This is a genomic window from Halopseudomonas sp. T1L2 (assembly GCF_055397385.1).
This window is the reverse complement of record NZ_AP040865.1, coordinates 2,685,426-2,694,989: the sequence shown is the minus strand read 5'-3', so window position 1 is coordinate 2,694,989 and position 9,564 is coordinate 2,685,426. Positions and strand designations below refer to the sequence as shown.

The window sequence follows — 9,564 nt, the reverse complement described above, 5'->3', positions numbered from 1 at the left end:
CGGACATGGCGTCTGATGCGCTTGAAACACTGAACAGTCTGATCGTGCCGTTGCGTGAGCGGCTGTTGCTGCTGCCCAACGTGGCGGTAGCAGAACTGGTGGGTTATCGTCTGAGCGAAGAGGCAAGCGGCGGGCCAGACTGGTTTCTCGGGCGGACACTATGGCGGGATCAGCCGGTGCCGATGGTCGATCTTGACCTGTTGATGGGCGAGGCTGCGGCAATCCCGCAGGTGCAGCCGCGGACGCTGATTCTCAACGCCATTGGCGGTACGCCGGGCGTGCATTTCATCGCTCTGCGGGTCTGGGGGATTCCCCGGGCGCGCAAGTTGCAACGTGCCGATCTGACGGCGACCGCTGGTGCAACCGAGTGGACATTGCAGCAGGTGAGCCTGAGCGACGAGCCGGAGGACCTGCTGATTCCCGACCTGCAGGCACTGGAGCGGGTGCTGGATCAGGCCGGGCTGCTGCGCCGGGCAGCTTGAGCGACCGGGTTCAGTCGGTCAACGGGAAGCTGAGGCGCGCCTCGGTGCCGCCGCCGACGCGGTTCAGCAGTTGCACGCGGGCACCGTGGCTGTCGGCAATGCGTTTGACGATGGCCAGGCCCAGGCCGGTCCCCTTGGTCGAGCGGGCCTGATCGCCACGGATGAATGGACTGAACAGGGCATCGTTCTCCAGAATCTCCACGCCGGGGCCGCGATCCAGCACGCTGACCGTAAGCTGGCGCTGGGCGCCGACGCGATTGACGTAGGTGCAGACCTCCACACCCTTGCCGCCATGCACCAGTGCATTGTCGATCAGATTGATCAGCACCCGCTTGAGTGACAGTCGGCGAAAGGTCAGCAGCGGTACCTCGGCCAGACACAGTCGCACGACCTCGCCATTGCTGTTCAGCGGTGCTACCACCTCGCGAATCAGTTCGTTTATGTCGCCCTCTTCGGTCGGTTCGGCACTGCCATCGCGGATGTAGCTCATGAACTGTTCAAGGATGGCGTCCATGTCCTCAATGTCGCGAATCATGCCATCGGTCAGTTCGGGCTCTGCATCCGACAGCAGCTCGGTCGACAGGCGCATCCGGGTCAATGGCGTACGCAGGTCATGGGACACGCCGGCCAGCAGCATGGTGCGGTCGCGGTTGGCCTGCTCGACATCCTGGGACATCTGGTTGAAGGCGCGGTAGACCTCGGAAATCTCCGCTGGCGCGCTGGTGTCCAGCAGCCGCACGCTCTCGCCGCGGCCGATACGCTGGGCCGCGCGCTCAAGCATCTTCAGCGGGTGGTTGAGCTGACGGACCAGCAGCCAGGCAGCGGCTGTTGACAGCATGCCGATCAGTACCAGCCAGGTGACTACCAGCCAGACCCGTTGGCCGCGCAGGGGATGGGCATACAGCGGCACCTTGAGCCAGTAGTTGCCATAGATCGGCTGGTGGATCCAGACCGCCGGATGGTCCTGGGTTTGCACCCGTACCTCGGTCTGGTCGCCCAGTTCGTCCCGCAGCTGGTGGGTAAAAATGCCGGAGTAGGGCCAGTGCACTTCCCCCTGCGGGACCTGCTCGGGCACCGTGATGCGGATGCCGGTCATCTCTTCGATATCGCGGCGCGCATCCGGACCGCTGGCCCAGTAGGCGCGAACCAGCATCGCGGTACCGTGACTGTACTGACGGTCGACCAGCAGGTCTTCGTTGCTCAGCAGGTAGAGCAGCGTGAGGATCTGCGAGAACAGGGTGACCATCAGTACCAGCAGAATGGTCCGACCGAAAAAACTCCTTGGCAGCAGCGGGTGCCAGCCGGGGCCGCCCTTCACGTATTCTTGCCGTCCGGCACAAAGACGTAGCCGACGCCCCAGACCGTCTGGATGTAGCGCGGCTTGGACGGGTCGGGCTCAAGCATGCGGCGCAGGCGGGAAATCTGCACGTCGATCGAGCGTTCCAGCGCATCCCACTCCCGGCCGCGAGCCAGCTGCATCAGCTTGTCGCGGGTCAGCGGCTCGCGCGGATGACGCACCAGCGCCTTGAGCACGGCGAACTCGCCGGTGGTCAGCATGTTGACCTCGTCGCCGCGGGTCAGCTCGCGGGTGGCCAGATTGAGGGTGAACTCGCCAAAGGTGACCTGGTCGTCGTCGGTGCTCGGGGCGCCCGGTACCTGGGGTGCCTGCCGACGCAGCACAGCCTTCATGCGGGCAACCAGCTCGCGCGGATTGAACGGCTTGGGGAGATAATCGTCGGCACCGATCTCCAGACCCTGAATCCGGCTGGTCTCATCGCCCTTGGCCGTCAGCATGATGATCGGCGTGGTGTTGCCCTCGGCCCGCAGGCGTGCGCAGGCGCTCATGCCGTCTTCGCCGGGCAGCATCAGATCGAGCACGATCAGCGAGTAGATTTCACGGGCCAGCAGACGGTCCATCTGCGCCACATCTTCCACGGCGCGAACGCGATAGCCCTGCTCGCCGAGAAAGCGCTCGAGCAGCCGCCGCAACCGCACATCGTCATCGACAATCAGGATTTTTTCGCCTTCGTCAGCCATGTATCACCTATTGGAGTGAATGAGCCTGCATTGTGACCCAGCCCCCGTAGCTTGCGGGCTGGCCATTGTTACAAGAGGTTTCTTTTTACCCTGTTATGGCGCCATCATCCAGCCGCTTTATGAAGGCCGACCAGAGCCTCTGTGTCGGGTATACTGCCCGCCCTGTCATAGCCAAGAGTGGAAGTGTCCTACCATGCAGAGTATCGCCTCGCGCATCGCCAGCGAACTGGCGGTTCGCCCCGAGCAGGTCGCCGCTACCGTCAGCCTGCTGGATGAGGGCGCCAGCGTTCCGTTTATTGCCCGTTACCGCAAGGAAGTAACCGGCAGTCTGGACGACACCCAGTTGCGCTACCTCGAAGAGCGCCTGCGCTATCTGCGTGAACTGGAGGACCGTCGTGCTGCGGTGCTGTCGAGCATTGCCGAACAGGGCAAGCTGAGCCCCGAGCTGGAACGCGACATTCGCGAGGCGGACACCAAGACCCGGCTGGAAGACCTGTACCTGCCCTACAAGCCCAAGCGCCGTACCAAGGGCCAGATCGCCATCGAGGCAGGCCTGGAGCCGCTGGCTGACGCGCTGTTTGCCGACCCGACGCTGGATCCGGAGAGCACTGCTGCCGGTTATGTTGACGCCGACAAGGGCGTAGCGGACGCCAAGGCTGCTCTGGATGGCGCCAAGTACATCCTGATGGAGCGCTTTGCCGAGAACGCCAGTCTGCTGGAGCGTCTGCGCAGCGCGCTGCGTGATGACGGTCGGGTGGTGTCCCGTGTGGTCGCCGGCAAGGAGCAGGAAGGCGCCAAGTTTGCCGACTATTTCGAATACGACGAGCCGCTGAAGAAGGTGCCGTCCCACCGCGCGCTGGCGATTCTGCGCGGCCGCAACGAGGGTGTATTGAGCATCGCGCTGGAGCTGGGCGACGCCGAACCGGCACCCGGCACCATGCATCCCTGCGAAGCGCTGGTGGCCGAGACCGTTGGCATCGTCAATCAGGGACGCGCCGCTGATCGCTGGCTCAACGAGGTGGTGCGCTGGACCTGGCGGGTCAAGCTGCTTGGTCACCTGGAAACCGAATTACTGGGCGAGCTGCGAGAAGCCGCCGAAGACGAGGCGATCCGCGTATTCGCCAGTAACCTGAAAGACCTGCTGCTGTCGGCGCCGGCCGGCCCGCGCGTTACCCTCGGGCTCGACCCGGGCTTGCGTACCGGGGTCAAGGCGGTAGTCGTTGATGCTACCGGCAAGCTGCTCGACACCGCCACCATCTTCCCCCATGCGCCGCGCAATGACTGGGACCGCTCGCTGGCAACCCTGGCAGCGCTGTGCACCAAGCATCAGGTTGACCTGATCGCTGTCGGCAACGGCACGGCGTCGCGCGAGACCGACAAGCTGGCTGCCGACCTGATCAAGCTGTGCAGTGGCCAGAAGATGCAGAAGGTGATGGTCTCCGAGGCGGGTGCGTCGGTGTACTCGGCGTCGGAGCTGGCGGCACGCGAGTTCCCGGATCTGGACGTGACCTATCGTGGCGCGGTGTCCATTGCCCGTCGCCTGCAGGATCCGCTGGCCGAGCTGGTGAAGATCGAGCCCAAGGCGATCGGTGTTGGCCAGTATCAGCACGACGTCTCTCAGGTGAAGCTGGCGCGCGGGCTGGACGCGGTGGTCGAGGACTGTGTGAACGCCGTTGGGGTGGACCTGAATACCGCGTCCGCGGCGCTGCTGACCCGGGTCTCCGGCCTGAACCCGAGCATCGCCCAGAACATCGTCGATTACCGCGACAGCCACGGCGCTTTTCGCAACCGTCGCGAGCTGCTCAAGGTCAGCCGCCTCGGTGAAAAGACCTTTGAGCAGGCCGCGGGCTTCCTGCGTGTGATGAACGGCGATAACCCGCTGGATGCCTCGGCGGTGCACCCGGAGGCCTATCCGCTGGTCGAGCGGATCGCCGAGCAGACCGGCCGCGATGTCCGGGGTCTGATTGGCGACTCGGCGTTTCTGCGCAAGCTTGAGCCGGCGCGCTACACCGACGAACACTTCGGTATCCCGACCATTACCGACATCCTGCGCGAGCTGGACAAGCCCGGTCGCGATCCGCGCCCCGAGTTCAAGGCGGCCGAATTCCAGGAAGGGGTCGAGAGCCTGAAGGACCTAAAGCCGGGCATGACACTGGAAGGGGTGGTTACCAACGTCGCCAACTTCGGTGCCTTTGTCGATATCGGCGTGCATCAGGACGGGCTGGTGCATATCTCCATGCTCTCGCACCAGTTCGTCAAGGACCCGCGTGATGTGGTCAAGGCCGGTGATATCGTCAAGGTCAAGGTGCTCGAGGTGGATATCCCGCGCCAGCGCATCAGCCTGACCATGCGCCTTGACGACAAGCCTCAGCCTGCCGGTGAGCGTCAGCAGCCAGGCGAGCGCAATCGGGGCCGGCAGAGTGCGCCGCGCGGCAATGGCGGCGGCAACAATACCCGCCCGGTCGACGCGGGCGGCACCTTCGCCAACCTGTTTGCCAATGCCAAGAACCTGAAGAAGAAATGATCCCATGAGCGAATTGCATCCGGCATTGGCCGCCTTTGCTGCCGAGCGCAGCAGCGCTTTTACCGCCCTGGTGGGCATCGAGTTTGCGGCCATCGAGCGCGGGCTGTGCACCCTGCGTCTGCCGATCGACGACAAGCACTTCAATTCCACCGGCCGGGTGCATGGCGGTGTGGTGTTTACCCTGCTGGACTCGGCGATGGGCGCCTCGGCGTTCAGCGTGCTGGAGCCGCATGAAAGCACCGCCACCATCGAGTGCAAGATCAACTACACCCGAGCAGTCACCGGCGGTGTGCTGGAATGCACCGGCAAGGTGATGCATGCCGGTACGCGCACCATCGTCGTGGACGGCGAGGTGTGGCAGGATGGCGTGCTGGTAGCCAAGTGCCTGGGCACCTTCGCCCGTATCTGAGCGAGCCCCGGTGGCCTTTCTATACTGATCAAACGGATCGACGGCATGCGTCGATCCATTGCCTGAGGAGTGACACCTTGTCACCACTGCTCCGTGAACGCCTCGCCCTGCTGGCGACACCCGCGAACCGCTCATTGCTGAGCGAATGTCAGCACGGTATCGAAAAGGAAAGCCTGCGCATCTCCGCCGACGGGACGCTGGCGCAGACGCCGCATCCGCCGTCGCTGGGCTCGGCGCTGACTCATCCACGGATCACCACCGATTACTCCGAAGCGCTGCTGGAACTGATCACCCCGGTCAGCCGGCAAATCGACGAGCTGTTCGGCCAGCTGGACGAAATTCACCGCTTTACCTACAGCGCTCTGGGCGAGGAGCGGCTGTGGACCGAGTCCATGCCCTGTCGTCTGCCAGCCACCGACGAGGAGATTCCGATCGCCTGGTATGGCACCTCCAACGTTGGCACCCTGAAATACGTCTACCGGCGCGGGCTGGCGGTGCGTTACGGCAAGGCCATGCAGTGCATCGCCGGCATTCACTACAACTTCTCGCTGCCGCCGCAGCTGTGGCAGGTTTTGCAGGCACAGGAGGGCGACACCCGCAGCGCGCAGGACTATCAGTCCGAGCGTTATTTTGCGCTGATTCGCAATTTCCGCCGCTACGCCTGGTTGCTGATGTACCTGTTCGGCGCCTCTCCGGCGGTGTGTGCCAGCTTCCTGCAAGGGCGTGATCATCGCCTGCAGCCGCTCGGCGAGCAAAGCCTTTACCTGCCCTGGGCAACCAGTCTGCGGATGAGTGATCTGGGCTATAACAATAACGCCCAGTCCGGCCTGAACGTCTGCTACAACAGCCTCGATAACTACATCAGCAGCATGCTGGACGCAATCAGCCTGCCTTACGCCCCCTATGCGGCGCTGGGTACCCACGACGCCAGCGGCCAGTGGCAGCAGCTCAATACCAATCTGCTGCAGATCGAAAACGAGTTCTACAGCCCGATCCGTCCCAAGCGGGTTGCCAACAGCGGCGAGAAGCCGGTGCATGCCCTGCGTGAGCGCGGAGTCGAGTATATCGAGGTGCGCTGCCTGGATATCGACCCCTTCGTGCCGCTCGGAATCGAGCCGGCGACGGCCCGCTTCCTCGACAGCTTCCTGCTGTACTGTGCTATCAGCGACAGCCCGCAGCTGAGCGACAGCGAATGTGAGCACGCTGCCAACAATTTCAGTCTGGCGGTCAAGCGGGGGCGTGAGCCAGGCCTGATGCTGAACGACAACGGTCGTGAGCGCAGCCTGACTGAATGGGGTGAAGCGCTGCTCGACGAGATTGCCGGGTGCGCTGCGCTGTTTGATCAGGCCCAGGGCGGCTCGGTGTTTGCAGAGGCGCTGGCGATCCAGCGTGCCAAGCTCAAGGACTCTTCCCTGACGCCCTCGGCCCGGGTGCTTGCGGCGATTGCCGAGCAGGGCGACAGTTTCTTCCGTTTCGCCCTGGCGCAGTCGCAAGAGCACGATGCGTACTTCCGCAATCGCCCGCTGGACGCCGAAGCGCAGGCGCGGCTGGCCGCCGAAGCGGCCGCGTCACTGGCCGATCAGGCCGCGATTGAGGCGGCCGACGATGTTGACTTCGATACCTTTGTGGATCGTTATCTGAGCCAGCAGGCCTGAGACACAGGGGCGCAAGCCCCTGCTGCCGTCACTGCACGATCAGGTTGGTGAACAGCAGGTCGTCAACCAACGGCGCACCTTCTTCCTCTTCCAGCACCGATTGCACGACGGCAAGCGCACTGGCCCGCAGGGCTTCCTTGCCTTCCAGCGTTCCCAGGTTTTCCGGCAGCTGTTCGCTGAACAGAAACACCAGTGCGTTGCGGATCAGCGCATCATGGTAGTGGATGCGCTCCACTGCCGCGGCGTCGTTGGTGCGCAGCGCAACGTCGGCCTTGAGGTACTGAATCTTCGGGCCGCCTCCCAGGGTGCCGACAAACGACGGCTTGAGTTCGACGTATTGGGCGGTCGGTGCGGCGGCGTCTTCTTCGGCCAGGGCCGGGGTAGCTGTCAGCGTCAGGGCCAGCAGCAGGGCATACAGCGGTTTGCAATGCATCGGGTTGAAACTCCATGAAAGTCCGCACAGGATAGCCGAGCCGCCGTTCAGCGCCAAATGCCCGTGTCTTCGGTCTTATGCGTACCTATCACCTCGGGGCATGGTGATTGACCCTGTGGCCCGGTTCGCGACTAGACTGTGGTCAATGTTCAGCTTTAGCCAAGGAGACAACAATGAAAGCGGTACTGTGCAAAGCCTACGGTCCTGCCAGCAGTCTGGTGCTGGAAGAGACCGCCGATCCGGTTGCCAAGAAAAATGAAGTCGTCATCGACATCCATGCTGCCGGCGTCAACTTCCCTGACACCCTGATCATCGAAGGCAAGTACCAGGTCAAGCCGCCGTTTCCGTTCTCTCCGGGTGGCGAAGCGGCTGGTGTGGTTGCCAGCGTTGGCGAGAACGTCAAACACCTGAAAGTCGGCGACCGTGTGATGGGCCTGACCGGCTTCGGCAGCTTTGCCGAGAAGGTGGCAACCGATGCGATGCGCGTGCTACCGATGCCCGCTGACATGGACTTTGTCACCGCCGCCGGTTTCAGCATGACCTATGGTACTTCCATGCACGCGCTGAAGCAGCGCGGCGAGCTGAAACCGGGCGAAACCCTGCTGGTGCTGGGCGCCTCCGGTGGCGTGGGTCTGGCTGCGGTTGAGCTGGGCAAGGCCATGGGCGCGCGCGTCATTGCTGCAGCCTCCAGTGCTGAAAAGCTGGAAGTCGCCAAGGCGGCTGGTGCCGACGAGCTGATCAATTACAGTGAAGTCAGCCTCAAGGATGCGGTCAAGGAGCTGACCAACGGCCAGGGCGCCGATGTGATCTATGATCCGGTCGGTGGTGACCTGTTCGACGAAGCGGTGCGCTGCATCAACTGGAAAGGCCGTCTGCTGGTTGTCGGCTTCGCCAGCGGCCGTATTCCGGAGTTCCCGGTCAACCTGGCGCTGCTGAAAGGCTCGTCCATCGTTGGTGTGTTCTGGGGTGCCTTTGCTGCCCGCGAGCCGCAGGTCAATCTGGAAAACTTCCAGGAAATGTTCCGCTGGTACAGCGAAGGCAAGCTCAAGCCGCTGGTTTCCAAGACCTTCGAGCTGAACGAGTACGAAGCCGCGCTGAACATTCTCAGCACCCGTCAGGCGGTAGGCAAGGTGGTGGTCAAGACCCGCTGACGCCAGCCGCAGGCTGGCCCTGGCGGGAAGCCACAAGCCACAAGCGGCAAGCTACAAGAAAAACCCGTGCGGTGCCGAATCGCGCGGGTTTTTTCATGGGCCGCGAGGGCACTCTAACCGGTAAAAATCATTTGGCAGCATCAGTGTCAGGGACACACTGAGCGGCTTGCGGCTGGGCGCGCTCACAGCGCGCCGTCGTACCCCTGCTGGCGCCAGGCTTCGTAGATCAGGATCGCGGCGCTATTCGAGAGGTTCAGGCTGCGGCTGTTGGCCTGCATCGGGATGCGCAGTACCTGATCGGCTGGCAGGGATTCGCGTATCTCTGCCGGCAGGCCGCGGCTCTCCGGCCCGAACAGGAACAGGTCGCCCGCCTGATACTCGGGCTCACTGAACCAGCGGGTGCCTTTGGTGCTCAGGGCGAACACCCGGTTCGGCTGCACCTGTTCCAGACAACTGGTCAGATCCGGGTAACTGCGCACGGCCGCGAATTCGTGATAATCGAGCCCGGCGCGACGCAGGCGCTTATCATCCAGCTCAAAACCGAGCGGCTCGATCAGGTGCAACTGGCAGCCGGTATTGGCGCACAGGCGGATGATGTTGCCGGTGTTCGGCGGGATTTCGGGTTCGAGCAGGGCGATATGGAACATGGCTGGCGGCTACGCAAGGGCGGAGCGGTAGGCTACCCGGTTCAAGCTTCAAGCTTCAAGCTTCAAGCCGCAAGCAGTCCGTGGTGCTGCGAGCCTTGGTGTTGGTCTGAAGGCTAGAGGCTGGAAGGGTTTGGGGTTGGGGTTCCTTGTAGCTTGCCGCTTGCAGCTCAAAAAAAAGGCGACCCCAGCCTGCCTGAACCGAGGTCACCCCAAATACACCCATTAG

The 9,564-nt window shown here is 63.2% G+C and carries 9 protein-coding genes; 5 read left to right on the top strand and 4 right to left on the bottom strand.

Annotated elements, in window-relative coordinates:
* Positions 1-5: 5 nt before the first annotated feature.
* The gene (locus tag ACZ5WQ_RS12795) at positions 6-482 is read left to right on the top strand and encodes a chemotaxis protein CheW (RefSeq protein ID WP_228247085.1); all 477 of its coding nucleotides are present in this window, start codon (positions 6-8) and stop codon (positions 480-482) included.
* A 10-nt stretch (positions 483-492) separates the two neighbouring features.
* On the opposite strand, the gene ACZ5WQ_RS12790 is transcribed toward ACZ5WQ_RS12795, so the two are convergent.
* Both ACZ5WQ_RS12790 and ompR read right to left on the bottom strand, forming a co-directional pair.
* Positions 493-1,728 carry an ATP-binding protein gene (locus tag ACZ5WQ_RS12790; RefSeq protein WP_088276153.1) on the bottom strand — a complete coding sequence of 412 codons (1,236 nt, stop codon included), beginning with the start codon at positions 1,726-1,728 and terminating at the stop codon, positions 493-495.
* Positions 1,729-1,796: 68 nt separating this feature from the next.
* Entirely contained in the window at positions 1,797-2,519 is a 723-nt protein-coding gene (ompR, locus tag ACZ5WQ_RS12785) for an osmolarity response regulator transcription factor OmpR (RefSeq protein WP_088276071.1), read from the bottom strand.
* 193 nt (positions 2,520-2,712) lie between these two features.
* On the opposite strand from ompR, the gene ACZ5WQ_RS12780 reads away from it, so the two are divergent.
* The 3 genes from ACZ5WQ_RS12780 to gshA all read left to right on the top strand — a co-directional run bounded on the left by ACZ5WQ_RS12780 (position 2,713) and on the right by gshA (position 7,107).
* Positions 2,713-5,043: a Tex family protein gene (locus ACZ5WQ_RS12780; protein WP_464382431.1), complete on the top strand. Its 2,331-nt coding sequence runs from the start codon at positions 2,713-2,715 to the stop codon at positions 5,041-5,043.
* Positions 5,044-5,047: 4 nt separating this feature from the next.
* Positions 5,048-5,452 carry a PaaI family thioesterase gene (locus ACZ5WQ_RS12775; protein ID WP_088276073.1) on the top strand — a complete coding sequence of 135 codons (405 nt, stop codon included), beginning with the start codon at positions 5,048-5,050 and terminating at the stop codon, positions 5,450-5,452.
* 77 nt (positions 5,453-5,529) lie between these two features.
* Positions 5,530-7,107 carry a glutamate--cysteine ligase gene (gene gshA, locus ACZ5WQ_RS12770; protein WP_464382430.1) on the top strand — a complete coding sequence of 526 codons (1,578 nt, stop codon included), beginning with the start codon at positions 5,530-5,532 and terminating at the stop codon, positions 7,105-7,107.
* A gap of 28 nt (positions 7,108-7,135) precedes the next feature.
* Here the strand turns inward: gshA and ACZ5WQ_RS12765 are convergent, their stop codons facing one another.
* Complete coding sequence (locus ACZ5WQ_RS12765; RefSeq protein WP_228247082.1) at positions 7,136-7,540, bottom strand: flagellar basal body-associated FliL family protein; 405 nt, start codon at positions 7,538-7,540, stop codon at positions 7,136-7,138.
* Between the two features lie 173 nt (positions 7,541-7,713).
* Here ACZ5WQ_RS12765 and ACZ5WQ_RS12760 point away from each other — a divergent pair, with 173 nt between their 5' ends.
* On the top strand, positions 7,714-8,691 hold the full coding sequence (locus ACZ5WQ_RS12760; RefSeq protein WP_088276076.1) for an NADPH:quinone oxidoreductase family protein: 978 nt from the start codon (positions 7,714-7,716) through the stop codon (positions 8,689-8,691).
* Between the two features lie 182 nt (positions 8,692-8,873).
* On the opposite strand, the gene trmL is transcribed toward ACZ5WQ_RS12760, so the two are convergent.
* Complete coding sequence (trmL, locus tag ACZ5WQ_RS12755; protein ID WP_088276077.1) at positions 8,874-9,338, bottom strand: tRNA (uridine(34)/cytosine(34)/5-carboxymethylaminomethyluridine(34)-2'-O)-methyltransferase TrmL; 465 nt, start codon at positions 9,336-9,338, stop codon at positions 8,874-8,876.
* Between the last annotated feature and the right edge of the window lie 226 nt (positions 9,339-9,564).